At 73.2% G+C, this 23,912-nt stretch carries 25 protein-coding genes and 1 pseudogene; 13 read left to right on the top strand and 13 right to left on the bottom strand.

The window, feature by feature from the left end; all coding sequences use genetic code 11:
- Window positions 1–3 precede the first annotated feature (3 nt).
- The gene (locus AB0937_RS36090; protein WP_366718036.1) at window positions 4–555 is read right to left on the bottom strand and encodes a snapalysin family zinc-dependent metalloprotease; all 552 of its coding nucleotides are present in this window, start codon (window positions 553–555) and stop codon (window positions 4–6) included.
- Between the two features lie 77 nt (window positions 556–632).
- The gene (locus tag AB0937_RS36085; RefSeq protein WP_366718034.1) at window positions 633–1,220 is read right to left on the bottom strand and encodes a LysE family translocator; all 588 of its coding nucleotides are present in this window, start codon (window positions 1,218–1,220) and stop codon (window positions 633–635) included.
- A 71-nt stretch (window positions 1,221–1,291) separates the two neighbouring features.
- Here AB0937_RS36085 and AB0937_RS36080 point away from each other — a divergent pair, with 71 nt between their 5' ends.
- Complete coding sequence (locus AB0937_RS36080) at window positions 1,292–1,720, top strand: hypothetical protein (RefSeq protein WP_366718032.1); 429 nt, start codon at window positions 1,292–1,294, stop codon at window positions 1,718–1,720.
- A 111-nt stretch (window positions 1,721–1,831) separates the two neighbouring features.
- The gene (locus AB0937_RS36075) at window positions 1,832–2,053 is read left to right on the top strand and encodes a hypothetical protein (protein WP_366718030.1); all 222 of its coding nucleotides are present in this window, start codon (window positions 1,832–1,834) and stop codon (window positions 2,051–2,053) included.
- 14 nt (window positions 2,054–2,067) lie between these two features.
- On the opposite strand, the gene AB0937_RS36070 is transcribed toward AB0937_RS36075, so the two are convergent.
- From AB0937_RS36070 to AB0937_RS36060, 3 genes are read right to left on the bottom strand one after another with little or no spacing between them, the layout of a single operon-like run.
- Window positions 2,068–2,874, bottom strand: coding sequence for a rod shape-determining protein (locus AB0937_RS36070; protein ID WP_366718028.1), 807 nt, complete (start codon window positions 2,872–2,874; stop codon window positions 2,068–2,070).
- Window positions 2,871–3,245 carry a TraR/DksA C4-type zinc finger protein gene (locus tag AB0937_RS36065; protein ID WP_366718026.1) on the bottom strand — a complete coding sequence of 125 codons (375 nt, stop codon included), beginning with the start codon at window positions 3,243–3,245 and terminating at the stop codon, window positions 2,871–2,873. Before AB0937_RS36065 ends, AB0937_RS36070 begins: the two co-directional genes overlap by 4 nt.
- Before the next feature lie 42 nt (window positions 3,246–3,287).
- Complete coding sequence (locus AB0937_RS36060) at window positions 3,288–3,599, bottom strand: TraR/DksA C4-type zinc finger protein (protein WP_366718024.1); 312 nt, start codon at window positions 3,597–3,599, stop codon at window positions 3,288–3,290.
- 369 nt (window positions 3,600–3,968) lie between these two features.
- On the opposite strand from AB0937_RS36060, the gene AB0937_RS36055 reads away from it, so the two are divergent.
- From AB0937_RS36055 to secD, 4 genes are all read left to right on the top strand, one after another.
- Window positions 3,969–4,922: a sensor histidine kinase gene (locus AB0937_RS36055; protein WP_366718022.1), complete on the top strand. Its 954-nt coding sequence runs from the start codon at window positions 3,969–3,971 to the stop codon at window positions 4,920–4,922.
- A 2-nt stretch (window positions 4,923–4,924) separates the two neighbouring features.
- Complete coding sequence (locus AB0937_RS36050; RefSeq protein ID WP_366718020.1) at window positions 4,925–5,608, top strand: response regulator transcription factor; 684 nt, start codon at window positions 4,925–4,927, stop codon at window positions 5,606–5,608.
- Between the two features lie 42 nt (window positions 5,609–5,650).
- Complete coding sequence (locus tag AB0937_RS36045; protein WP_366718018.1) at window positions 5,651–6,076, top strand: hypothetical protein; 426 nt, start codon at window positions 5,651–5,653, stop codon at window positions 6,074–6,076.
- A gap of 80 nt (window positions 6,077–6,156) precedes the next feature.
- Window positions 6,157–8,424, top strand: a complete 2,268-nt coding sequence (gene secD / locus AB0937_RS36040) for a protein translocase subunit SecD (RefSeq protein ID WP_366718017.1) — start codon at window positions 6,157–6,159, stop codon at window positions 8,422–8,424.
- A 277-nt stretch (window positions 8,425–8,701) separates the two neighbouring features.
- On the opposite strand, the gene AB0937_RS36035 is transcribed toward secD, so the two are convergent.
- From AB0937_RS36035 to AB0937_RS36015, 5 genes are all read right to left on the bottom strand, one after another.
- On the bottom strand, window positions 8,702–9,709 hold the full coding sequence (locus AB0937_RS36035) for a peptidase (protein ID WP_366718015.1): 1,008 nt from the start codon (window positions 9,707–9,709) through the stop codon (window positions 8,702–8,704).
- Between the two features lie 227 nt (window positions 9,710–9,936).
- A complete protein-coding gene (locus tag AB0937_RS36030; protein WP_366718013.1) occupies window positions 9,937–10,422 on the bottom strand; it encodes an SRPBCC family protein in 486 nt (161 codons plus the stop codon).
- A gap of 366 nt (window positions 10,423–10,788) precedes the next feature.
- On the bottom strand, window positions 10,789–11,076 hold the full coding sequence (locus tag AB0937_RS36025; protein WP_366718011.1) for a zinc-ribbon domain-containing protein: 288 nt from the start codon (window positions 11,074–11,076) through the stop codon (window positions 10,789–10,791).
- A gap of 303 nt (window positions 11,077–11,379) precedes the next feature.
- Window positions 11,380–13,020, bottom strand: coding sequence for a phosphoglucomutase (alpha-D-glucose-1,6-bisphosphate-dependent) (gene pgm, locus AB0937_RS36020; RefSeq protein WP_366718010.1), 1,641 nt, complete (start codon window positions 13,018–13,020; stop codon window positions 11,380–11,382).
- A 286-nt stretch (window positions 13,021–13,306) separates the two neighbouring features.
- The gene (locus AB0937_RS36015; protein ID WP_366718008.1) at window positions 13,307–13,768 is read right to left on the bottom strand and encodes a hypothetical protein; all 462 of its coding nucleotides are present in this window, start codon (window positions 13,766–13,768) and stop codon (window positions 13,307–13,309) included.
- Window positions 13,769–13,907: 139 nt separating this feature from the next.
- Here AB0937_RS36015 and AB0937_RS36010 point away from each other — a divergent pair, with 139 nt between their 5' ends.
- Window positions 13,908–14,054: a hypothetical protein gene (locus tag AB0937_RS36010; protein WP_361307289.1), complete on the top strand. Its 147-nt coding sequence runs from the start codon at window positions 13,908–13,910 to the stop codon at window positions 14,052–14,054.
- A gap of 280 nt (window positions 14,055–14,334) precedes the next feature.
- On the opposite strand, the pseudogene AB0937_RS36005 reads toward AB0937_RS36010, so the two are convergent.
- Window positions 14,335–14,589, bottom strand: a pseudogene (locus tag AB0937_RS36005) (NAD-dependent epimerase/dehydratase family protein); the annotation flags it as partial.
- A gap of 114 nt (window positions 14,590–14,703) precedes the next feature.
- Here AB0937_RS36005 and AB0937_RS36000 point away from each other — a divergent pair.
- Window positions 14,704–15,030: an antibiotic biosynthesis monooxygenase gene (locus AB0937_RS36000; RefSeq protein ID WP_361111586.1), complete on the top strand. Its 327-nt coding sequence runs from the start codon at window positions 14,704–14,706 to the stop codon at window positions 15,028–15,030.
- Between the two features lie 74 nt (window positions 15,031–15,104).
- Here AB0937_RS36000 and AB0937_RS35995 read toward each other — a convergent pair whose 3' ends face one another.
- Entirely contained in the window at window positions 15,105–16,457 is a 1,353-nt protein-coding gene (locus AB0937_RS35995; protein WP_366718084.1) for a diacylglycerol kinase family protein, read from the bottom strand.
- A 313-nt stretch (window positions 16,458–16,770) separates the two neighbouring features.
- Between AB0937_RS35995 and AB0937_RS35990 the strand changes: the two genes are divergently transcribed.
- From AB0937_RS35990 to AB0937_RS35975, 4 genes are all read left to right on the top strand, one after another.
- The gene (locus tag AB0937_RS35990; RefSeq protein WP_366718005.1) at window positions 16,771–17,277 is read left to right on the top strand and encodes an SRPBCC family protein; all 507 of its coding nucleotides are present in this window, start codon (window positions 16,771–16,773) and stop codon (window positions 17,275–17,277) included.
- Window positions 17,277–18,356, top strand: a complete 1,080-nt coding sequence (locus AB0937_RS35985; RefSeq protein WP_366718003.1) for an LLM class flavin-dependent oxidoreductase — start codon at window positions 17,277–17,279, stop codon at window positions 18,354–18,356. Before AB0937_RS35990 ends, AB0937_RS35985 begins: the two co-directional genes overlap by 1 nt.
- Before the next feature lie 204 nt (window positions 18,357–18,560).
- Window positions 18,561–18,716 (top strand): hypothetical protein, encoded by a 156-nt coding sequence (locus tag AB0937_RS35980; protein WP_366718001.1) that lies wholly within the window; start codon window positions 18,561–18,563, stop codon window positions 18,714–18,716.
- Window positions 18,717–19,421: 705 nt separating this feature from the next.
- Window positions 19,422–20,525, top strand: coding sequence for a GNAT family N-acetyltransferase (locus AB0937_RS35975; protein WP_366718082.1), 1,104 nt, complete (start codon window positions 19,422–19,424; stop codon window positions 20,523–20,525).
- Window positions 20,526–20,598: 73 nt separating this feature from the next.
- Here the strand turns inward: AB0937_RS35975 and AB0937_RS35970 are convergent, their stop codons facing one another.
- Window positions 20,599–21,189: a hypothetical protein gene (locus tag AB0937_RS35970; protein ID WP_366717999.1), complete on the bottom strand. Its 591-nt coding sequence runs from the start codon at window positions 21,187–21,189 to the stop codon at window positions 20,599–20,601.
- A 149-nt stretch (window positions 21,190–21,338) separates the two neighbouring features.
- Here AB0937_RS35970 and AB0937_RS35965 point away from each other — a divergent pair, with 149 nt between their 5' ends.
- The gene (locus AB0937_RS35965) at window positions 21,339–23,906 is read left to right on the top strand and encodes a SpoIIE family protein phosphatase (protein ID WP_366717997.1); all 2,568 of its coding nucleotides are present in this window, start codon (window positions 21,339–21,341) and stop codon (window positions 23,904–23,906) included.
- Window positions 23,907–23,912 lie beyond the last annotated feature (6 nt).

Genomic DNA, 23,912 nt, shown 5'->3' with positions numbered 1-23,912 from the left:
CCGTCAGTCCACGATCACCCCGGCACGCGCTGCCGGTGCCCGCCCGGCGAGTGCGCCGCCGAAGTTGCCCTCGACCTCTGCCTTCTCCGCGGCGTTCGGGTAGGGGTTCGTGCACGAAGTGCCCGCGGTGGAACCGGACATCAGGCTCGAGCAGGGTCCGGGCTTGCGGTCCGGCAGGCCCAGGATGTGCCCGAGTTCGTGCGCGGAGATGCGGATCGTGTCGTACCCCTGGTCGACGGCCTGGCGCCCGATGTACACGGTGCCGTTGCCCAGGGAGCCGGGCAGGGCGCGAGGCCAGCCGTTGTCCGCGAGGACCCGGATGTTCGCTCGTTGCCCGGCCGTGACGGGACGTAGCTCGACGGCGTCGACGCTCTCGTTCCAGATCGACGCGCCCCGGTTGACGGCGCTCTTGAACTCCGCGGAGCCGCTGGCGTCATAGGTCAGGACGCGCGCGGCCACCGGGGTTTCGGCCGCGGCCGCGATCTGATTGCCGGTCAGGGACAAGGACACCAGGCAGGCGGCGGCGAGGCCGCCGGTCAGCATTCGGACGTGCATGATCGACCTCCTTGTGGGGGAAGGGCAGTCGTGCTCATGACATTGCTGACCTGCCCAGCCGCGTCACCACTGAATCCTCAGGCGACGGCCGCGACCGAGACGCCGATGGCGATGAACAGCCAGCCGGTGGTCAGCTCCCAGCGGTGGCGGATCTTCGGCCGGGCGAGCAGGGTTCGCAGACGCGCGGCGACCACGACGAGAGCGAACCAACAGACCACGCCGATGAGGACGTCCAGCATGCCGAGGAAGAAGATCTGCTGCGCCATCGACCCGTCGCCGTCGACGAACTGCGGAAGGACGCTGAGGAAGAACAGGGCGGCCTTGGGGTTGAGCACGTTGGTGAGCAGCCCTTGGGTGAAACCGCTCCGCAGACGCCCCTGGGCGGGCCTCCCCCTCTCCGGCGCCGCGGATGTGACCCCGTTCGCGTCGCGCCGCTCGCGGGCGGCCCGGCGGGCGGCGCGCACGGCCCGCACACCGAGATACACGAGGTAGGCCGCCCCCATCAGCTTGATCCCGTCGTACACCAGGGGTGAGCGGGTGGCGATCACCGAGAGGCCGGCCGCGGCGGCCAGCATGTGCGCGCACAACCGGGTCTGAGCGCCCAGTGCGGCCGCTCTGCCTTTCGCGGGGTCCTCGGCCGCCGATCTCCTGCCGCGAAGACGCACGCTGCACCGACCTCCTGCTCGACTCGGACCTCGGCCCCCTCCAACGGCAGGAGGTGATCCGCCGCGGTGCCATGAGCAGGGCGACCGCCGAACAGCTCGCGGCGAGCAGCGCAGAGTCGGAGCGGCGCGAACTGGCGGCCAACCCCCACCTGCCGGCCGACCTCGTCCGCCGGCTGGCCGACGACGACGCGCACAGTGTCCGGCTGGCCGTGTCGGTGCGGCCCGAGCTGACCGAGGCCGAACGGGGCGCCGTCGACATCACCATCAGCCCGTCCGACCGGCTGCATCCCGTCGAATGGGTGCGCCTGTGCGCCGACCCCGACGCGTTGCGCCGATGCGCCCGGTCGGCCAACATCCTGCTGCGCCGCAGTGCCGCCTGCAGTCCGCACCTGCCCGCCGACGCCGTCGCACTGCTTTCCCGGGACGACGACTACGCCGTGCGGCTCCTCCTGTGCGAGAACCAGTCGGGCGTGGACGGCGAAGTCGTGCTGCAGACCTAGCTGGACTGCCAGGTCATCTCCAAGGGCGCTCTGCTCGGCCACGCCGACTTCCCGCGCACGGGCGCCGGCCGGCGTTTCGCCGACGACCCGGACCCGGAGAAGAGGCGGCTGGTGGGACTGGACCCGCACACCCCTGCCGACGTGGTGGTCCGCCTGCTCGCGGATCCCGACGAACGAGTGCGTGGCATGGCCGCCGCGCACCCCGCCCTGCCCGTCGGCCTCATCCTGGAGAGCTGTGAGAACCCGGCGCTCTCCTCCCGGGCATTCAGCAACCCCGGCCTGCCGGCGGAGGTCATGCACCAGCGCCTCGACGACCTGGGCGTCCCCCGCTGACGCCGACACCTGGCCTACTGCGGACGGGTGACGGCCGAGGGGTGGGTGTGGGCGGCTTGCAGGAACCTGGCGGCGCCCCGGACGGCCGCGGTGTGCGGGGCAGGGACGATGTGCAGCGGTGCCTTCAGGCGGTCGGTGAGGGGGTAGGTGATCTCCGGGCGCAGGGCTCCGCCGCCGGCCAGGAGGATGCCCCGCCGCAGCGCTCCCGCGGTGAGCGAGGTGCGGTCGTGGCGGCGGATCGCGGTCAGCATGGCGACCACCGCTTCGACGATCTGCCCGGGCGTGGCCGTCTCACCGAGGTCGCCGGTACCCAGTGCCGTCCGGTGCGCGTCGGTGACGGCACCGTCGCACAGCAGCACCACCTCGGTGAGGTGGGCGCCGATGTCCACCACCAGCAGCGGCCGGGACATGTCGGCATCGGCGGCCAGGGCGATGCTCCGGGCGCCTGGGACGGTCAGGACGCTGCGGGGCCGCAGCACCTCGACCGCGGCGCGGGCCCGGGTGCGGTAGGCGACACCGCCCAGGACGGGCGTGGTGACGATGACCATGGGACGGGTGAACCGGGGCAGCCGGTTGCCGAGGAGGCGCTGCAGCATCCGGGCACACCCCGGGGTGTCGACGATGGTGCCGCGCTGGACGGGGTGGAGCGCGCCGGTGCCGGGGAAGGTGACGGTGGGCACGTCGACGACCGTGCCCTTGCCCGCGAGCCAGACGCGGGTGCGCGCGCTGCCCATGTCGAGGGCGATGCCGCAGCAGTGCCGGCACCCGCGCCACAGCCGGTGACGGCCGCCGTCGCCGGGCAGGTCGTGGGCGCCGGTCATGGCTGTGCCTGCTTGACCTGCTGGCAGCGGGCGCAGTAGCGGGCCTGCGGCACGATCATGAGCCGTTCGTGTTCGACCGGACGCCGGCACAGGTGGCAGCGGCCGTAGGAGCCCTCGTCCATGCGGGTGAGGGCCGATTCGACGTCGTTGAGGACCATGCGGGCGGAGGCGGCGAGTTTGACGCGGACCTCGATCTGCGCGGCGGCCCGCTGCCGGAGCCGGTCGTCGGCCCGGGAGGTGACCGGTCCGGCGAGCAGGCGCAGTTGCTCCCGGCGGAACAGGCGCTGCTCGTGGAGGTTCTCGCGCAGCGCGGCGAGGTCCTCGGCGGACAGGTGCGTCGTACTCGGGTCGATGGTCTGGTGGTTCACCACGTCACCCCTTTGCGGAGGGCGGAGGAGGTCGGTCCGGGCGGGTCAGGCCGTGCGGCGCTGGCAGGCGACGCAGTGGCGGGTGTAGGGGAGGATCTCGAGCCGTTCCGGGGGAACGGGCTTCGCGCAGCCCACGCAGATCCCGTAGGTGCCGTCGTCGACCCGGGCGAAGGCTTCCTCGATCTCCTTGAGGGCCCGTTCCATGGCGGTTCTCTGCGCGGACAGCAGGTGATCGTCCGGGCCGTGCCCGGTCTCGTCGAGTGCGCGAAGCTGTGCCAGCCGGGAGGTGCGGGCGTGCTCCAGGCGCCGGCGGGCCTCGTGCGGATGGGGCTCGGCCCGGGTGACGTCGAGCGACATGGTCGGTTCCTTTCTCGGCGACGGGTGCGGGGGTCCGCGGGTCCGGTCATGCGTGGCGGGCGGCCCGGCGGCGTCGCCGGGCCGCCCGTCGGCTGTCGGGTGGTCGTGTGTTCTCCACCCTGGCCCGGCCCGCGGCGGATGCCCATCGGGCGCGCGACCCATTTGCGCCGGAGCGAGGGACCCATGGGGCCGCGCCCCGGGTGGTGCGTGCCCGGGGAAATGGGGGTCAGGTCCCATGGACGGGAGCCGCGCACGGGCGGCAGCCTGGTCACAGGCTTGCTCACGTGCCCGGGCCACGAACGCGGTGGGCTCCGCGATGCCCGACAGTGGAGGTGAGACCGAGGTCGTAGAAGGGGAGGCGCAGGGACGGTGTCCTTGTTCTGGCGGATTTTCGCCCTCAACGCCGTGGTGCTGGGCACGGCCACGGGTTTGCTGTTGTGGGCGCCGGTGACCGTCTCCGTGCCGGTGCTGCTGACCGAGGCGGTCATCCTGGTCGGCGGTCTGGCCGTCATGCTCGTCGCGAACGCCGCCCTGCTGCGGCTCGGCCTGGCCCCGCTGGACCGCCTCACGAGGCTGATGACCACCGTGGACCTGCTGCGGCCCGGCCAGCGTCTGCCCGCTTCCGGCGGCGGCGGTGTCGCGGAGCTGATCCGTACGTTCAACGCCATGCTGGAGCGGCTGGAGCAGGAGAGGGTCGCCAGCAGCGCCCGGGCCCTGCTCGCGCAGGAGGGGGAACGCCGCCGCATCGCGCAGGAGCTGCACGACGAGGTCGGCCAGAGCATGACCGCGATCCTGCTGGGGCTCAAGCGCTCCGCGGACGACGCCCCGGAGCCGCTGCGCAAGGAGTTGCAGGAGTTGCAGGAGATCACCCGGGAGAGCCTGGACGAGGTGCGGCGGCTGGCGCGCCGGTTGCGGCCGGGGGTGCTGGACGATCTGGGTCTGGTGAGCGCGCTGACCTCGCTCAGCGAGGACTTCGCCACCCATACCCGGCTGCTGGTGACCCGCCGCTTCGACACCGACCTGCCCCCTCTGGAGCCGGAGACGGAACTGGTCCTCTACCGCGTCGCCCAGGAGTCGCTGACCAACGTCGCCCGCCACGCGGACGCCGGCCGGGTCACCGTCGCCCTCCGCGGGACGGGAGACGGTGTGGAGCTGACCGTGACCGACGACGGCAGCGGCATCGAGGCCCCTCGCGAGGGCGCCGGCATCCGCGGGATGCGCGAGCGGGCCCTGCTCGTCGGGGGCAGCCTCGAGATCACCCCCGCGCCCCGGGCCGGAACCCGGGTGCAGCTCACCGCGCCCGTTGTGAGGAAGCAGCCCTGACCATGTCCGACACCACCACGCCCGCCCCGGCCCGGCCCGGCACGATCCGCATCCTGCTCGCCGACGACCACGCGCTGGTCCGGCGCGGTGTGCGGCTCATCCTCGACCAGCAACCGGACCTCGAGGTGGTCGCCGAGGCCGGCGACGGGGCGGAGGCCATCGAGCTGGCCCGCACCCGCGAGGTCGACTTGGCGGTGCTCGACATCGCCATGCCGCGCCTGACCGGTCTGCAGGCGGCGCGCGAACTGGCCACCCTCAGACCCGGCCTGCGGATCCTGATGCTCACCATGCACGACAACGAGCAGTACTTCTTCCAGGCGCTGAAGGCCGGCGCGAGCGGCTATGTGCTGAAGTCCGTCGCCGACCGCGACCTGGTCGCCGCCTGCCGGGCCGCCATGCGCGACGAGCCCTTCCTGTACCCCGGCGCGGTCACCGCCCTGATCCGCAACTACCTCGACCGGGCCCGCCACGGTGACGAGACACCCGACCGGATCCTCACCCTCCGCGAGGAGGAGGTCCTCAAACTGGTCGCCGAGGGCCACTCGTCGAAGGAGATCGCCGACCTGCTGTTCATCAGCGTCAAGACCGTCCAGCGCCACCGCGCGAACCTGCTGCAGAAACTCGGTCTGCGCGACCGTCTCGACCTCACCCGCTACGCCATCCGCGCCGGGCTGATCGAACCCTGACCCGCCGGCCGCCGGCCCGCACACCACGACGAGAGGGGGACGGTGCACCGCACCGCGCGCACGGCGCCCGTCATCGGCGCCGCCCGGCACCGCTCCCCCGTCAGTGCGGTCCTGGCGGTCGTCGTGGCGGTGCTGGCCGCCCTCGTCTTCGTCACCCCGCCGCCCGGCCCACCGGGCGCGGGTGTCTCCGGCCCGCCCGTGGCGGCGGACCGGCTCCACCACGACGGGACGCGCGCCGACGACGGGTGCGATGTCGCCTGTGCCGTGCGGGCGGCCACCCGCCACGAGCAGCCGCACGCCGAGCAACCGGCCCCGTGCGCACACTCCGGCGCCCACGGCCGGACCACGGACGGCGTCCCACGCCCGCTCACCGCGCCGTACGAGCCTCCGGCCGGGCCCGTGCCCGCCGCACGACCCCACGTGGACCAGGACCGGGGGCGGGCACCCCCGGTGTCCTCCGGCACCTGACGCACGTTTCCCTTTCACCCCGACCCGCCTCGCGGCGGCCCACGCCGGCCGCCGTCGAGGTGTGCCTGCCGGAGGCTCCGTTGAACCGTTCCCTGCGGATGAGAGCGCTGCTCGCCCTCACCGTGCTCGCCCTGTCCCTGTGCGTCGCGGTCACCGTGCCGGTCCGGCTCGGTCTGGACCTGCGCGGCGGGACGCAGATCGTGCTCGAGACCCGTTCCACCCCCACGGCCGACGCGGACCGCGCTGCCACCGACCGCACCCTGGAGGTACTGCGCGGCCGCATCGACGCGCTCGGCGTCGCCGAACCCACGCTGGTGCGCTCCGGCGACGACCGGATCATCGTCGCACTGCCCGGTGTGCAGGACCCGAAGAAGGCCGCCGACGTCCTCGGCCGCACCGCCCAACTCACCTTCCACCCCGTACTCGGGACCGCGGCCCGTGCCGACGACACCTCCCGGCCCGGGCCCGAGCCGACCCGGGAGCGCATCCTGCCCGACGAGTCCGGCACCCCGCTGCGCCTGGGCCCCGCCTCCCTGACCGGTGAGGACGTCAGGGAGGCCGACGCCCGGTTCGATCAGCAGGGCGGGGCCGGATGGCACGTCACCGTCGGCTTCGAAGGCGCCGGCCGGGCCGGCTGGGCCGGTCTGACCGGCGAGGCCGCCTGCCGAGCGCCGGGCGATCCGGCACGGCGGGTCGCCATCGTCCTCGACGACAAGGTCATCTCCTCCCCGCAGGTCGCCCCGTCCCTCGCCTGCGGCACCGGAATCCGCGACGGCGCGACCAGAATCACCGGCTCGTTCGGCCCCGACGAGGCACGCGAACTCTCCCTGCTCATCAACGGCGGGGCCCTGCCGGTGCCCGTCGAGACCGTCGAGCAGCGCACCGTCGGCCCGACGCTCGGCGCGCAGGCCATCACCGCCAGCGCCTGGGCGGCGGCCATCGGCACCGTGCTGACCTCACTGTTCATCATCGCCGTCTACCGGCTGATGGGGGGCCTGGCCGCACTCGCGCTGGCCTGCTACGGCCTGATCTCGTATGCCGCCCTGGCCGCCCTCGGCGCCACGCTGACCCTGCCGGGTCTCGCCGGGTTCGTCCTCGCCATCGGCATGGCGGTGGACGCCAACGTGCTCGTCTTCGAGCGGGCGCGGGAGGAGTACGGCGCCCGCCGTCGGCCCAGCATCCGCTCGGCGCTCGCGGCCGGCTTCCGCAACGCCTTCAGCGCGATCGCCGACTCCAACGTCACCACGTTGATCGCGGCCGCGTTGCTGTTCTTCCTCGCCTCCGGGCCGGTGCGCGGCTTCGGCGTCACCCTCGGCATCGGTGTGCTCGCCTCCATGTTCAGCGCCCTGGTCGTCAGCCGTGTGCTGGCCGAGTTCGCCGCGGGCCGTCCGGGCGTACGCCGCCGCCCCGGGCTCACCGGCATCGCCCGCATCGGCGCGGTCCGCGAGCGCCTCACCCGTCGCAACCCCTTCCTGATGCGCCGCCCGCGCCGCTGGCTCGCCGTGTCCGCGGCCGTGCTCGTGCTGGCCGGCTCGGGCATCGCGGTGCGCGGTGTCGATCTCGGTGTGGAGTTCACCGGGGGCCGCCTCATCGAGTACAGCACCAGCGGTCCCGTCGATCCCGGCCGGTTCCGTTCGGCCCTCGCCGACGCGGGATTCCCGCGGGCGGTCGTGCAGTCCTCCGGCGACACGGGTCTGACGGTGCGGACCGATCCGCTGACCGACGCCGAGGAGGCGGAGGTCACCGGTGCCCTGCGCGGCCTCGACGGCCGGGCGGACAAGGTCCGCGACGAGCTGATCGGTCCCAGCCTCGGCGAGGAGCTGCGCCGGGGCGCGCTGATCGCGCTCGCCGTGGCCGTGGGGGCTCAGTTCGTGTACCTCGCCGCACGCTTCCGCTGGGTGCTGGGCTCCGCCGGGGTCGTCGCTCTCGTCCACGACGTGGTGATCCTGCTGGGGGTGTTCGCCTGGCTCGGCAAGCCCGTCGACGGGGTGTTCCTGGCGGCCCTGCTCACCGTCATCGGCTACTCCGTCAATGACTCCGTGGTCCTCTTCGACCGGGTCAGGGAACTGGCCGGGCGCAGCCCCGGGGTGCCGTTCCCCGGCGTCGTGAACCAGGCGATCCTGCAGACCCTGCCCCGCACGGTGAACACCGGCATGGGCGCGGCGTTCGTGCTCACCGCCCTTGCGGTGCTGGGCGGTTCCTCCCTCATGGACTTCGCGCTGGCGCTGCTCGTCGGGCTCGCCGTCGGGACGTACTCCTCGGTGTTCACCGCCGCTCCCCTGGCGATCGGGCTGCACCGCCGTCCCCCGCGGGCCAGGCCGTCGCGACGACGGCCGGTCACGAAGTGAGCCGGTCCAGCGCGGCCCGTACCGGGGCCACGCCGACCTCTTCGGCCAGGGCGCGGGCCAACTCCCGGGCACGGCCCGGGCGGTGAGGGTCGCCGGTGGCGCCGCGCAGGGGCGGAGGCCGGTGAGCCGGCGGTGAGGTGCCGCAGGAGGCCAGCGCACGGTGCCGTCCCCAGGGCGACCAGGCGCGCCGCCCGGAAACCGCCGTCGAACCGCACCGGGACAAGCCGTCTCCCGCGCCGCGTGGTGGCGCAGGAGACGGCTCCCGGTGGACGGCGGATCAGGACGACTGGGCGCTCTGGTACAGGTTCTGGGCGTCCGCGCCGAAGTACGGGCCGTACATCGAGTTCGGGAAGAAGTTGTACTTGAAGCTGTTCACCGAGGACTGCAGGCCGGTGCCGCCGGCCTCGTTGAACTGGGTGAACCAGGGGCCTCCGCTGGAGCCGCCGGTCATGTTGCAGGTCAGGCCGTGGTCGTTGGAGAACAGGAAGTCGCGGGTGGTGGTGCCGCTGCAGTAGATGAACTTCTCGCCGTCGTACGGCGCCGCGGCCGGGAAGCCGAAGGAGTACATCGCTTTGTTGTAGCCGGTGTTGAAGGCCAGGCCCTGGCCGCCGACGACGTCGGTCAGCTTCTTGCCGTCCAGCGGGGCGACCACGGCCGCGCCGATGTCGTAGTTGATGTCCTCACTGGCCGTCCACTGCGGGGTGGACAGGGTCTTGGACGCGGTCCAGGTGCCGTACGGGCGCTGCCCGTCGTGGTAGCCGGGTACGAACACCCAGTTGGTGTGCCAGGCGCCCTCCAGCTTCACGCAGTGCCCGGCGGTGAGCACGGTGCTCTTGTTGGCGCTGGTGACGGCGTTGCCGGAGCAGGACGCGGTGCGGCCCTGGTAGCTGAAGAACACCCGTCCCGCGGTCTTGGTCACCGCTCCCCCGCCGGACCAGGGCCCGCCGCCGTGCGGGAAGGCAGTGGGCCCCATGGCGGAGGCGGGCGCGCTGGGGGCCACGACCGTCGCCTTGCCCTTGCGGATCGCGGGGGCCCGTACGTCGGATCGGTCGACGGTCAGCAGGTCGAGCGGGGTGGCCTCGCGCATGCGCTGCGGGGTCCAGAAGGCCAGGGCGCGTTCCTGCGCCGAGGGGGTCGTCACGCCCGGGTCCGGTGCGGCGCCCGCCGGTGCCGCGGTGACGCCGGTCGCCAGGAGCGCGGCGACGCCGGCGAGCGCGCCAAGGACGGAGCGGCGGACGCGGGGGCTGCCGCCGGACGGGTACGGGCTGCGGGGTCGGCCTATCACGCGGTCTCCTTCTGCTGTGGGGGCCAGGCGGCGGGAAGCCCGTCGCCCGGTCAGGCAGGGGTGTCACTGCGGACGGTCAGGGGGCAGCGTGCCACCGGCAGGCCGATATAGACAGGTGCATGTCATCACGTTGGCCGAAATTCCCCGCTTTCCCGCTCCGGGCGGGACACGCGGGCACAGAAGAACCCGGCCTCACCGGGGAGGCCGGGTTCCGGAGTGAGCGGGTGTCAGAGGATGGGGCCGGCGCCGCCGGGGCCGCCCGGCTCGACACGGCCGCGCCAGGCTCCGGATTCGACGCCGCGCTCCTCGATGTACTGCTTGAAGCGCTTCATGTCGCCCTTCACGCGGCGGTCGATGGTGCCCATCATGTCCGCGGCCTTCTCCACGACCCCGCTGGGCTCGACATCCAGCACGAGCTCCACCCTGGTGTGGGTGTCGTCCAGGCGCTCGAAGCGGACGGAGCCCCTCTGGTGGGTGTCCCCGCTGGTCGTGCGCCAGGTGACCCGCTCGTCGACCAGCTGGTCGACGATCTCGGTGTCGAATTCGCGCCGTACCCCGGCGATCTTGGTGGTCCAGTGGTTGTGGCGATCGTCCAGCTGCCTGACCTCCTCGACGCCCTCCATGAAGTTCGGGAACTCCTCGAACTGCGTCCACTGGTTGTAGGCGGTGTGGACGGGGACGTCGACTTCCACGGTTTCCTTGATGGTGCTCATCTGAAATGCCTCCGTATTCACTGATCGACTGCAGGAGGCCCATCGGCCCACACAGGTCCGGGCCCGTGCGGGCCGAGTACCCGGGATCCTCCGGTTGCCACATCGGAGGCGATCAGCGACCGGCGGGGCGAGGCGGTCCACGTGTTCCCCCGGCGCGAGGTTGAAGGTGCCGTCGGGGTTCTCCGTGTCAGCAGGACCACGGGCGTGCCGCAGTAGAGGATGCTCGGCTGGATCACCAGTGGGTGTCGGTCGTCATGGCTCGGGACGCTACGGGCGGGACGCTTCGACACCCGCCGACGTGCCGGCGGCGGCGAGGAGCCGGTGGCCGGCGTCGAGGCGTGTGCCGGAGCGGTCCGGCCGCCGGGATCAGAACCGGTCGTGCTGCTGCGGCTGCCCGTACTCCTGGCCGCTGGGGCCGCTCACGCTCTGGGCCTGCAGCTGCTCCGCCTGCTCCTTGGTCACCTTCTGCTCCGCGCCGCAGAAGGTGCACTGCGTCAGGTACTTCGTGGAGATCGGGAACAGCGGGACGAAGAACAGGGTGAACTTCGTGAGGCGCTTGCGAAGCGTGTGTGCGGCGGGGTTCCCGCACTGGCCGCACACCAGCGTCAGTATCGCGAGCTGGTACAGGTAGCCCTTGGTGCCGAAGATGATCACGTGTCGGTCCTTCCCGGTGGGATCTTCACCCAGTGTCCTGTATCGAGGGCACGTCGGGGGCGTGGGCCCCTCGTTCGTGTGGAGAGCCCGGTGGGGGCTGGACCACTCGGGTGACGAGGCCGGGTGCCTTCCGGCGCGCCGGGCGCCGGGCCCGCTGGGAGCGGGACCCGTCCACGCGGCCCAGGGGCCCAGCGGGCAGGGCCTCGGCGGTGCCTGTCGTGCTGCTCCGCCCGCAGCCTGCCCGGCGGAGGCGCGAACAGCCCGGGTCCCGTGCGGTGGACCCGGGCTGTGGTGTGCTCGCGGTCAGCCGGACAGGGCCGCCAGCACCACGGACTTGGCCTCCTCCTGGACCCGGCCGAGGTGGTCCGGGCCGAGGAACGACTCGGCGTAGATCTTGTAGACGTCCTCGGTGCCCGAGGGGCGGGCCGCGAACCAGGCGTTGTCCGTGGTCACCTTGATGCCGCCGATGGCGGCGCCGTTCCCGGGCGCCTCGGTGAGCACCGCCGTGACCGCGTCCCCGGCCAGGGTGTCGGCGCTGACCTGGGCCGGGGAGAGCTTGGCCAGCAGGGCCTTCTCCTCGCGGGAGGCGGGTGCGTCGATGCGCGCGTACGCCGGTTCCCCGAAGCGTGCGGTCAGCGCGGCGTAGTGCTCGGACGGGGTCTTGCCCGTGACCGCCGTGATCTCGGAGGCGAGCAGGGCGAGGAGGATGCCGTCCTTGTCGGTGGTCCACACGGAGCCGTCCCGGCGCAGGAAGGAGGCACCCGCGGACTCCTCCCCGCCGAAGCCGATCGTGCCGCCGGCCAGGCCGTCCACGAACCACTTGAAACCGACGGGCACCTCGACCAGCTCACGGCCCAGGTCGGCGGCGACCCGGTCGATCATGGCGGAGGAGACCAGGGTCTTGCCGATGCCGGTGGTGGCCGGCCAGCGGTCGCGGTGGGCGTACAGGTAGGAGATCGCCACGGCCAGGTAGTGGTTGGGGTTCATCAGACCCGCGTCCGGGGTGACGATGCCGTGCCGGTCGGCGTCGGCGTCGTTGCCGGTGGAGATCCGGAAGCGGTCGCGCTGCTCGATGAGCGAGGCCATCGCGTACGGCGACGAGCAGTCCATGCGGATCTTGCCGTCCCAGTCCAGCGTCATGAACCGCCAGGTGGGGTCGGTGTGCGGGTTGACCACGGTCAGGTCGAGGCCGTGCTGTTCGGCGATGCGGCCCCAGTAGGCGACCGACGCGCCGCCGAGGGGGTCGGCGCCGATCCGGATACCGGCGGAGCGGATCGCGTCCAGGTCGAGCACGCCGGGCAGGTCGGCGACGTAGGTGCCGAGGAAGTCGTAACGGCCGGTGGTGGGTGCGGCGAGGGCGCGGGCGTAGGAGACGCGCCGTACGTCCTTCAGGCCGCCCCGGATGATCTCGTTCGCCCGGTCCTGGATCCAGGAGGTCGCATCGGAGGCGGCGGGGCCGCCGCTGGGCGGGTTGTACTTGAACCCGCCGTCGGCGGGCGGGTTGTGGGAGGGCGTGACCACGACGCCGTCCGCGAGAGCGATGGTACGGCCGCGGTTGTGGGTGAGGATGGCGTGCGAGACGGCCGGGGTCGGCGTGTAGCCGTCGGCGTCGTCGATCAGCACGGTCACCTCGTTGGCGGCGAACACCTCCAGGGCGGTCACACGCGCGGGCTCCGACAGGGCGTGGGTGTCGGCGCCCAGGAAGAGGGGGCCGTCGATGCCCTGGCCGGCCCGGTACTCGCAGATGGCCTGGCTGGTCGCGGCGATGTGGTCGTCGTTGAACGCGTTCGCCAGGGACGAGCCGCGGTGTCCGGAGGTCCCGAACGTGACGCGCTGCCCCGGGTCGTCCAGGTCGGGGCGGCGCGCGTAGTACGCGGTGACCAGCCGAGCGACATCGACGAGATCCTCGGGTCCGGCCGGACTTCCCGCTCGCTCGTGCTGCATGGGCCCGCTCCTCCGCATGGGTTGATCCTTCGTGTGCGGTCCCATCTTTTCCCGTGACGGCGGGGCCGCGCGAGGGGCGCGCCCCGGTCGGGGGCGGATGTGCGCCACGCCACGTGCGAGGCGGTCGGCTCGGCGTCCGGGCGAGGGCGCACGCCGGCATGCCCGCGGACGTTCTCGTCGCCGCGGGGTGCCGGCACGCGCGCGAGGGGCGGCGCCACGGACCACCGGGGCACCCGGTGGCGCGTCGCGCCGCCTGCTCCTCGGGCCGGCACGTCCTCGCGCCGCCCTAGATCCGGCCGCCGGTGAGCCGCGTCAGGGGGCCGTGCGCGCCGCGTTCCGCGCGGCGTCCGACGGCGTAGGACGCGGCGCTCAGCGCGGTGAGGCCCGCTCCGACGCCCGCGGCCACGAGCTTGCGGTGGGCGATGACCGTCCAGGCCGTCTTCGCCGTGGTGGCGACGTGGCCGGAGGCCGTGACGACCGCCTGGCGGCCCGCCTCGACACCCTTGGCCGCGGTCTGCGCCGCCGACTTGGCCGTCTCGGCGGAGCGCCCGGCGGCCGACTTGGCCGTCTCGGCGGACCGCTCGGCGCCGGACTTCGCCGCTGACGCCACCTCACCGGCCTTGCCCGCGGCGCCCTTGGCCGCCTGGGACGCCGGCGCGGTGGCCTTGTCCGCTGTGCGGCGCGCCTTGGACTCGGCGGTCCGTACGGTCGACGCCTTCTGATTCGTTCGCTTGTTCTCTTCAGTCATGGACACCGACTTGCCTCTGACTGCGGCGGCAAACACATTCGCCTCGCGCACCGGCCGGACGGAGGTGTGCCTGAGCGCGTCGCCGCAGGGTAGGCGCATGGCAGGTAGGTGCACATCACGACAGGAAGGAAGGTGCGTCATGGCCGGAATGCTGGACCGCATCAAGCAGTTCGCCCGGAGTCCGCAGGGGCGGCGGGCGGCCGAACAGGCACGCCGGGCTGCGGCCGACCCCCGCAAGCGGGCCCAGGCCCAGCGCCTGCTCGGCAAACTCAAGGGCCGCCACTGACCGGGCCGCCGGCACCTCGGGGCAGCAACTCCCGGGACACGCAGGTGTGTTCACCCACGCTTCGGGCACTTGGGACGCACCACACACCGGAAGAGGAACTGGTTCGATGGGCAGGGCGGGGAACGGCAGGCGGGTCTGCGCGTTAGGCGTCGCCGGGGTTCTTGCGGGGACGGTGCTGGCCGGTCGCGGCGACGACTCGGGCGACGGCGCGCAGGACACCTCGGCGCGATCGAGCGCCGGCGCCCGGGAGCAGGGCACGCGGGCGGTGCGTTCGGCCTACGACCCGGGAGTCCATCATCTGCCGGAGGTGGCCGGGTGTGTAGCGGCAGTTCACGCTCCGGCCGGCCAGGTTGACGACGACGTCGCAGCCGTCGATCTCCGCCGCCCAGGGCCCCTGGGTGACGCCGTCCCAGTGCACTTCACCCGGCCCCGAAGGACGCCTGCTGAGCACCACGACGCCATGCCCCGCCGCGCTCAGCGCGCGCTTCAGAACCGTGCCGACCTGTCCGGTACCGCCGGGCATCACGAACTTCACGAAGGCCTCCCCCTCGATGTGCGGAGCAACCTTAACCATGTTTTGAACGCGTTCAAAACCCTTCAGGGGTATGGGCCGGCCCAGCGCGGGTGCGCCGTCGGGCAAGATGGGCCCATGAGCGTAGTCAAGATCAATGTGCTGACCGTGCCCGCCGAGCAGCGGGAGACGCTGGAGAAGCGCTTCGCCTCCCGGGCGCACGCCGTGGAGAACTCCGACGGATTCGAGTGGTTCGAGCTGCTCCGCCCCGTGGAGGGCACCGACACCTACCTCGTCTACACGCGGTGGCGCGACGAGGAGTCCTTCCAGGCGTGGATGGAGGGGCCGATGAAGAGCGCGCACCAGGGTGGCGGCGAGGGCGGCGAACGGCCGAAGCCCGCGGCGAGCGGCTCGACGCTGTGGTCCTTCGAGGTCGTGCAGCAGGCCGGGCCGAAGGACGCCTGACCGACGGTGTCACCCAGGAGGTCCCCCACGCGACGCGGCGTGGGGGACCTCCTGCGTGCGGGCCGTACCGGCGCTCAGGTGCGCCGGGAACGCGCGGGGACGGCGGTGCGGCCGACCGCCGCCGCCAGTTTGCGCAGCCGGCGCCAGTCGAGGCGCGGAGGCGCCTCGGGCACTCCCGGACGGTCGCGGGGCACCCGGACGCGCAGGGCGCGGCGTGCGATGCGGCAGCTGACCGGGGCGGGCATGACGAGCGCCTCGCCGTCGAGGCCGACCTCCAGCTCCGGGGCGTCGGCGTCGACGACGACGCGCTGGGCGGTGAGCACGGTGAGCCCCTCCGGGCGCGGGGACAGCAGGAGTTCGGCCGCCTCCACGGCACTGTCCACCCGGACGGCGAGCACACCGAGCCGCCCCGAGTTGAGCCGCTCGCGACGGCCGAAGCCGAAGGGGTCGTCCATGCGGTAGGCGTTGTTGCTGACCAGGATCGCCTGCGGGTCGGCGACGGTGGTGCCGTCGGCGGTGGCTGTCAGACGCGGACCGCTCTGCCGGGTGAGCAGGTCGGGCAGCCGGTCCAGGGCGGCACCGACCTTGCCCTCGCGATAGCCGGGGCTCTGCACGACGGACCCGTACACGCCGAACGAGGCGTTGTTGACGAAGGGCCGGTCGTCGGCGAACCCGAGGTCGACGCGGAGTTCGACGCCGTCGGTGAGGGCGTCGAGACAGGCGGCGGGGTCGTCGCGGTCCAGGCCCAGGTCCATGGCGAAGTGATTGCGCGTGCCGGCCGCGATGACGAGGAACGGCAGCCCGTGTTCCATGGCGACGGCTGCGACCAGGGCCTGGGTGCCGTCGCCGCCCGCGACGCCCAGGAGGTCGGCCCCGTCGGCCACGGCGGCTTTGGCCAGGGCGGTGACGTCCTGGTGCTGGTCCGGGTCGAGCAGAACGACCTGGGCGCCCAGGGACTCGGCCTTCTCCCGCAGGTTGAACTTCTCGACCTTCCCGCCGCCGGAGCGCGGGTTGAGCAGCAGGAAGGGACGCAGGGGCGGCGGCGTGCGGTACTCCTTCACGCGTACGGTCCGCAGGCCCGTGCTGCGCAGGGCGTAGCGGCCGCTCCAGACCGCCCCGCACCACAGGAGCAGGGACAGGAAGACCACCCAGAGCAGATTGGCGGCGGCGAAGAGGGTGATGAGGCCGACGGGCGCGAGGACGGCCAGCGCGGCCGACGCGATCCGCGCCACTCCGCGCCTCGACAGCACCCACCAGAGTGCCGCGGCGGTCACGGCGAGGCCCGCGAGGCCCGCCACCAGCAGGAGCAGTCCTCGCAGACCGCCGGAGACGAGCGGCAGCAAGGCCGCCAGCGCGGCCGCTGCCAGGGCGCCCCGGGCGGCCCACCTCTGCCGGCGGTGAAACCGCTCGTCCATCGCCGATCCCATCTCGTCCCTCCGCTCGAAGGCCGGCGCGGACGGACTCCCGAGACCGCGCCCCGCCGCGACCATGGTGCCCGTCGGCACGTCGGCTCCGCCACCGCCATCCCGGACGGCTCCGCCGCCGTGGGTCACGCAGGACGTGAAGATCCCCCGGGCGGAGCCATCCGTAGCGTACGCGGCCCCGCGGGCGCGGTACCGCGCGGCGGCCCGCATCGGCCTGCCGACTCATCTCCTCTCTGCTTTCTTAGCCTTGACCTGTTCAGTCTTATTACGCAACTCTGATCCGGCAATCCCCAGTCGACGAGGAGGCCGGCACGCGATGGAGTGGACGGGCGCGCGATACGCGGACCAACCGACGGTCGAGGTGACGACGTGGGTCGCCGCTCCGCCGGGGAGAGTGTGGGCACTGGTGTCGGATGTGACGCGGATGCCCGAGATGAGCGAGGAGCTGCAGTGCGCGCGGTGGGCCGGGGACGCCTCCGGGCCCGCCGTCGGGGCCCGGTTCGTCGGCCGGAGCAGGCACGAGCGGTTCGGTGAGTGGGAGACGGTCTCGACGGTGGTCGCGTGCGATCCGGAGCGGGTGTTCGGCTGGGCGGTCGGGGACCCCGCGGAACCCAGCGCCGTGTGGCGGTTCGAGCTCCGGCCCAAGGACGGCGGCACGCAGCTGTCGCAGTGGATGCGGATGGGGCCCGGGCGCTCGGGCCTGTCGTTCGCCATCGACGCCATGCCGGAGAAGGAGCAGAAGATCGTGTTCGTACGGCTGAGGGAGTTCGAGCGCGGCATGACCGCCACGCTGGAGCACATCAGGCAGCGGGTGGAGGCGTGATGCGCGCGGCGACGACCGTCGAGGCGGCGGCCCTGGGCTCCTGGTCCCGGCAGGCCGATTTCGTGGTGGAGGCGGAGAAACTGGGGCTCGACGTCTGCTGGGTGGCCGAGGCATGGGGTTCCGACGCCCCCTCCGCCCTGGGCTTCTACGCGGCCCGCACGGAGCGCATGCTGCTCGGCTCCGGGGTCATGCAGATCGGCACGCGCACGCCGGTCGCCCTGGCACAGACGGCGATCACCCTGTCGAACCTGTCCGGCGGGCGGTTCCTGCTCGGGCTGGGCCCTTCTGGCCCGCAGGTGATGGAGGGCCTGCACGGGGTGCCGTTCGCCCGTCCCCTGGCGCGGATGCGCGAGACGGTGGAGATCCTGCGTCAGGTGGTCGCGGGCGGCAAGATCTCCTACTCCGGCTCCGAGTTCGGCATTCCGCTGCCCGGCGGGGAGGCGGTGCCGATGCGCCTGTCCATGCGCGCCGAGCACCCCGTTCCCGTCTACCTGGCGGCACTGTCGCCCGCCATGCTGCGGCTGACCGGCCAGGTCGCGGACGGCTGGCTCGGTACCAGCTTCGTTCCCGAGGGCGCCGCGCAGGCGTACTTCGCTCCCCTGGACGAGGGGCTGGCCGCCGCCGGCCGTGACCGTGCCGGCATCGACGTCTGCCAGGGCGCCGAGGTCGCGTTCGCCCGGGACGAGGAGGCGCTGGCCGCCATGGTCGCGGGCCGGAAGAAGGAACTCGCCTTCAGCCTGGGCGGCATGGGGTCCGCGTCGACCAACTTCTACAACCGGGCCTACGGCCGGCAGGGCTGGGCCGAGGTCGCGGGGGAGGTCCGCCGGCGCTGGCAGGCGGGTGACCGCGACGGTGCGACCGGGCTCGTCACCGACGAGATGGTGCTGGCCACGACGCTCATCGGCACGGAGGAGATGGTGCGGCGGCGCCTGCGCGTCTGGTGCGACGCCGGGGTGGACACGGTCCGCCTGTACCCGGCCGGGGACACCCTCGACGACCGGCTCGACACGCTCGGCCGGGCGATCGAACTGGTCCACGAGACCCGGGCCGGCGGGACGGGCGTAAGCTCCCCTGGCTGATCATCGGCCGACCCGAACGACAGGGGGCTCCGTGCGGGCCGTGGCCACCTTGACGACGACCGCGCTCTGCCTGCCGGCGAGCGCGGTCCTGGCGGGATGCGGCACCGCCGCCGGGGACGACAGATCCGTGGGCGACCTGCTCGACGAGGCCATCTGCAGAAGTGGAAGAACAACCCCTGCCTCACGGGCGATCAGCGGCTGTGGGTGAAGACCCCCGTCGACGCGGATTCTCCGGGCGGTGACGGACTCACTTCCTGCACCCGGCCCTTCGACTCGTTCGGGACGGCGCGCAAGGGCGGATCGGCGCGCGTCGGGGACACCAAGGCCGTCGAACTGATCGTCACCGGCAAGGCGCGGTGAGGTGCTGAGCGTCGGCGACTGAACACCCCTCGGGCGTCAGCGCTTTCCGTTGGATTTCCGGCGGCAACCGGCCGAGAGGGACGAACCGTCACACCGGGGCTTGACGGGGCGGAGCCGGGCTCGGCCTACTGGAAGCGCAGCCGGCCGTGTCGGGGGGTCTGGTCCGGTGCCGTCCCTGAGGGCGAGTCAACTCCGTACTCCCCCGCCGGAACGCAGGTCAGGGGTCTGATGGTGCGGCGACGTTGGGCAGCGGTGGTGGCTCTGTCGGCCTGCCTGCTGTTGCTGCACCTCGTCGTACCGGGGCTCGCGGGCGAGGGGCACCCGGCGGCGGTGACGGCAGAGGTGGACGCGACGCTTTCTGACGCCGCTTCGCATGCCTGGCCCGAAGGCGCCGGGGAGCCGTGTCCGTGTGAGGACGAGCCGTCGGTCCGGCACCCGGCGGCACGCACGCCGCGGACCACGGGGGCGGCGGGCGGCGGCCCGGCACCGGCCGAGGCGGCCGTGGCGGGCCGGAGCGGCACGGAGCCCCGCGCGACGGGAGCGGTCCTGTGTCCGGGGGCGACCCCATCCGCCCCGAGCGCCGCACGGTTGCGGACGTTGCGCTGCTGAGAGACGGCAGTACGCCAACGGCCTGCCCCCGTGCGGCCTGAGTACTGCCCGGGTACCGCATCGCGGTGAAGTGCAGGCCTTCATGTGTCCATGCCGATGACACAGGAGGCAGAGTTGCCTGGACAGCGCGTTCTCGTTCTGCGGCCGGACGAACTCGGCCCGAGCGACCAGAAGATGTGGCGGGAGATCCGGACGGAGTCCGGCGCACCGGCGAACCCCTTTCTCGACCCGGCGTTCACCGTGGCGGTGGGGCGGGTCAGGCCGGGTGCCCGCGTGGCGGTGCTGCAGGACGACGGATCCCCGGTGGGGTTCTTTCCGTACGAGACGGGGGCGTTGGGCCGGGGCCGGGCCGTCGGTCTCGGGGTGTCCGACAGTCAGGGGGCCGTGTTACGTCCCGGGATCAGACCGGACGCCCGGCGGTTGCTGCGTGCGTGCGGGCTGTCGTCCTTCGAGTTCGACAATCTGGAGGCCGGTCAAGGGGTGTTCCTGGCGCACGCGGTCGAGGAGCTCGCCTCCCCGGTCGTCGACATCGGCGGGGGCTTCGCGGCGTACAGGGATCACCTGCGGGCGCGGTCGCCGGGCTTCCTCAGGCAGACCCTCGCCAAGGAGCGCAGGCTGGCCCGGCAGGTCGGCGAGGTGCGGTTCGTGTACGACGCCCGGGACCCGGGGGCACTGCGGGCGCTGATGGAGTGGAAGTCGGCGCAGTACCGGCGGACCGGCCGGCGGGACCGGTTCGCGCAGGAGTGGATCACACGGCTGGTGGGGCTGCTCGGCGAGAGCGAGGAGCCGGAGTGCCGCGGCGTGCTGTCCGTGCTGTACGCCGCCGGGCGGCCGGTCGCCGCGCACCTGGGGCTGCGCTCGCGCACGGTGCTGTCCTGGTGGTTCCCGGCGTACGACCGGGCGTACGCCACGTACTCCCCCGGGCTGGTGCTGCAGTTGCGGATGCTTCAGGCCGCGGCGGCCGACGGCATCGAGACCGTCGACCTGGGCAGCGGCCCGGCCCGCTACAAGGAGTCCCTCAAGACCCGTGACCTGCGGGTGTACGAAGGAGCTGTGGTGCGGCCGGTGCCGGGCGGAGCCGCCCACTGGCTGGGCCGCGAGCCCGCCCGGGCCGCCCGCCGCTTCGTCCGCGGCCGGCCCCGTCTGGCCGGTGCGGCGGCACGGACGCTCGAGGAGCTGGGCCGGTTGCGCGGCGGCTGAGGCCGGGCCGTCCGGCCCGGCCTCAGCACAGCAGCAGGGGCGCCCGGCCCCGCGGAGCCGGGCGCGGGTGCCGTCAGCGCGTGGCGGTCCAGCTGTGGGCGACGTCCACGACGACGCGGTCGTCGAGCTGCTGGACCCGGAAGGGCAGCCGCGCGCGGACGCCGAGACCGATCTGGGTCTCCCCCTCGAAACTGCCGGCGAACCGGGTGTCCCGGAAGGTGCGGTAGCCGGTGAGGTCCACACCCGGCAGGGGCCGCGCCACCCGGCCGGGATAGGTGGCCGCGCCCGTCTCCGGGTCGTAGGCGGGTGCGGACACCCGCACCTCGAGTACGGCACCGCCCGAGACGGCGATGTAGCGGCCCGAGCCGTCCTGGTAGAGCCGGTCGACGTACCGGACGCTGTAGCCGACGCCGCTGCCCGCGCCGGGCACGTCGATCACCATCCGGTCGAAGCAGGTGTGACGACCGGTCCTGACATCGGTCATCGGTGCGACGGTGGCGCCCGCGTCGGTCTTGGCCAGGCTCCCCCAGCCGGTCGGACACGTCGCCGTCTGTACGGTGGCCCGCTGTCCGGCGGCCGGTGCGGCACCGGCCGGGACCGCCGCCACACCGACCGTGGCTCCCACGAGTGCGAGAGTTGCGCATGCTCTGCTGATTCGTACCATTGCCGCCCCCGAGGCTTGCATGTGGCTGATACCGGGTGAGACGGCCGGGACGGCCGAAAGGTTGCACTTACCGTGCCGTAGCGCCGACCATGGCACATCCTGGTGGGAAGCGATTGATGTCCGGTGCGTCCGTACCGGGAGGACGCGACATGGATGAGACAGCCGCCGTACCGGGCAGGCCGCGGTCCGCCGCCGGCCGGAGCCGGGACGGGGCTGAGGGCCGGGTACCGGGCGAGGACACCGGCCGGATCGAGGACGCCCTGACGGCCCCGCTGGTGGAGGCCGTGCGGGACCTCGACGGTTACGGCGGCCTGGTCTACCTGCGCTCCGGCGACCGGCGCTCGCTGGTGCTCACGATCGTCAGCGGGGTGCCCCGCTCGCTGCTCAGGAGCTGGTGGCGGGTGCCCGTGGGCGGTGCCCTGCCCATGGCGGAGGCCTACCGGCGCGACGAGACGCTGTGGCTTCCGGACGAGCGCGCCACCATGGTGCGCTTTCCGCACTTCACCGCCGGGCTCCCCTACTCCTTCGGCTCCGCCTACCAGCCCGTCCGGGCCGGCGGCGAAGCGGTCGGGGTCCTGGTCGTGCTGCGCTCGGCGGCCCGGACGCCGATGGAGGAGGAAGCGGTCGCCCTCGCGCTGCGCCCCGCCGCGCGTGCCATGGAGGGGCGCCTCGACCGCCTCGCCGCCGGCCGGCCGAACCCGGACTCCGCCGCACGTCCCGTCGAGTACGACGACGAGCCGGTCAATGTGCGGCTGCCCACCTCGGCCGCCCGTCCCGTCCGGGTCGGGCTCATCGACTGGGACCTGGACAGCGACCGCTGCACAGCGGACGACGACGCGCTCGCACTCCTGGGCCTCGACCGTGCGGCCTACGGCGGCACCATCGCGGACGTCGAGGCCCGTGTCAGCCCCCACGACCTGCACGAATTGCGCGAGAGCCGGCACGACGCGCTGACCTCCGGCCGGGTCAGGTCCCGGCATTTCCGGGTCCGCGACGAGTCCCCGGGCGAGGAGAAGACCGGCTACCGGCCGGTCGAACTGTGGGGCCACCTCGTGCGGGGCGGGGCCGGCTCCGCGCGGATCCTGGTGGGCGCCCTCGTCGACGCGGGCGGCGGTCTCACCGCGGCCGAGGCGGCCGAGCGGCTGCCCGACGGGATCTTCTCGCTGGACCAGGACGGGCGGCTGACCTACGCCAACCGCCGCTGCGAGGAACTGCTCGGCTCCGGCCGGGAGGACCTCTTCGGCCGCTACCCCTGGGAGGTGGTCACCTGGCTGCGGGACCCCGCGTACGAGGACCGTTACCGGGCGGCGATGCTCTCGCAGGAGCAGGTGTCGTTCCTGGTCCGGCGGCCCGACGGGAACTGGCTGGGTTTCGTGCTCTACCCGGACGTGCACGGGCTGACCGGCCGGATCTCCCCGACCGGGCCGCCGACCGGTGCCGAGCAGGGGCCGCAAGCCGGTTCCGACGCCGCCGGGGACCCCGGCGTCCCCGCGCCGCCGCCCGCACCGGTGGCGGCCGCGCGGGCCGGAGCTCTCTACCACGTGGTGCAGATGGCGAGCGTGCTCACCGAGGCGGTCACCGTGCGGGACGTCTGCCGGGCCGTGTCGGAGCAGTTGCTGCCCGCCTTCGGCGCCCGGGAGCTGGCCCTCTACACCGTCCGCGAGGGCCGGATGTACCTGCTGTGGGAGTCGGGCTACCCGGAGGGCTTCCTCACCCCGTTCGAGGGCGTCACCCTCGACACGCAGCTGCCCGGCGTCCACGCGCTGACCACGCGGCTCCCCCTGTTCTTCGAATCGCCTGAGGAGCTGTCCCTCGCCTATCCGGGCATCACCCTGGACCGCATGCAGGCCTGGTCGTTCCTGCCGCTGATCGCCTCCGGCCGTTCCGTCGGGTCCTGCATCCTCGGCTGGGACGCCCCGCACCGGTTCACCCCCGACGAGCGTTCCGCCCTCACCGCGCTCAGCGGCCTGGCCGCCCAGGCGATGGAACGGGCGCGGCTGTACGACTCGGAGTCCGCCGTGGCCCGTGGCCTCCAGGAGGGTCTCCTGCCGCACCGGCTGCCCAGCGTCGAGGGCCTGCGCACCACCGGCCGGTATCTGCCCGGCACGCAGGGCATGGCGATCGGCGGCGACTGGTACGACGTGATCAACACCGGGCGTGGCGTGGCCCTGGTCATCGGGGACGTCGAAGGCCACAGCGTCGGCGCCGCAGCGGTGATGGGGCAGCTGCGCAGCGCGGTGCACGCCTTCGCGGCGAGCGAGCGCCCGCCGCAGGAGGTCATCACGCACACCAACCGGCTGCTGAGCGAGCTGGAGTCGGACGTCTTCGCCACCTGCTGCTACATCGAGCTCGACCCGGCCACCGGGCGGGCCCTCGCCGTGCGGGCCGGCCATCCCCCGCCGCTGCTGCGCCACCCCGACGGGCGCGCCGAGACACTGGATCTCGCGGGCGGCGTGATGCTGGGCGTGCAGCCCGACTCGGTGTACCCCGTCACGGCGCTCACCCTGGCCCCCGGCAGCGTGCTCGCCCTGTACACCGACGGGTTGGTCGAGCGGCCCGGCAGCGACATCGAGGCGGGCATCGACGCGGTCCGGCGCCGTCTGTCGGAGACCCCGGCGGACTCGGTGGAGCATCTCGCCGACCGGCTGGTGGGAACGGCCCGGCGGGCCCGGGAGCGGCCGGACGACGTGGCTCTGCTGCTCACGGCGTACCGGTGATCGCGA

This window comes from Streptomyces sp. NPDC047880 (genome assembly GCF_040706515.1).
GTDB lineage: Bacteria > Actinomycetota > Actinomycetes > Streptomycetales > Streptomycetaceae > Streptomyces.
Note: the sequence above shows the minus strand (reverse complement) of the source record. Positions and strands in the feature narration are given on the sequence as shown.